This is a genomic window from Asticcacaulis aquihabitans (assembly GCF_032490435.1).
Taxonomy (GTDB): Bacteria; Pseudomonadota; Alphaproteobacteria; order Caulobacterales; family Caulobacteraceae; genus Asticcacaulis.
Window position 1 is genome coordinate 1 of the sequence record NZ_JAVGWM010000010.1, and the last position, 840, is coordinate 840.

Annotated in this window: 1 protein-coding gene; it reads left to right on the forward strand. The window is 60.2% G+C overall.

Annotated elements, in window-relative coordinates; translation table 11 throughout:
- Positions 1-840, forward strand: an 840-nt coding sequence (locus RCJ00_RS20630) for an elongation factor Tu (protein ID WP_316224283.1), incomplete at its 3' end; no start/stop codon positions are given.

Below are 840 nucleotides of genomic sequence, written 5' to 3' on the forward strand. Positions count from 1 at the left end.
ATGGCCAAGGAAAAATTCAACCGCAGCAAGCCTCACTGCAACATCGGCACGATTGGTCACGTTGACCACGGCAAGACGACTTTGACGGCCGCGATCACGATGACGCTGGCGAAGTCTGGCGGCGCTGTTGCCAAGAACTATGCCGACATCGACGCTGCCCCTGAAGAAAAGGCACGCGGCATCACGATCAACACGGCGCACGTCGAATATGAGACGGCCAACCGTCACTATGCGCACGTCGATTGCCCGGGCCACGCCGACTACGTGAAGAACATGATCACCGGTGCTGCCCAGATGGACGGCGCGATCCTGGTCGTTTCGGCCGCTGACGGCCCGATGCCGCAAACGCGCGAGCACATTCTGCTGGCCCGTCAGGTCGGCGTTCCGGCCCTGGTCGTGTTCATGAACAAGGTCGACCTGGTCGACGACGAAGAACTGATCGAACTGGTCGAAATGGAAGTGCGCGAGCTTCTGTCGTCCTACCAGTTCCCGGGCGACGATATCCCCATCACCAAGGGCTCGGCCAAGGCCGCGACCGATGGCGTGAACCCGGAAATCGGTGAAAACCAAATCCTGGCCCTGATGGCCACGGTTGACGAATACATCCCGCAGCCTGAGCGTCCGATCGATCTGCCGTTCCTGATGCCGGTCGAAGACGTGTTCTCGATCTCGGGCCGTGGTACGGTTGTGACCGGCCGCGTCGAGCGTGGTATCGTTAAGGTCGGTGAAGAAGTCGAAATCGTCGGCATCCGTCCGGTTCAGAAGACGACCTGCACGGGCGTTGAAATGTTCCGCAAGCTGCTGGACCAAGGTCAAGCGGGTGACAACGTCGGCGTTCTG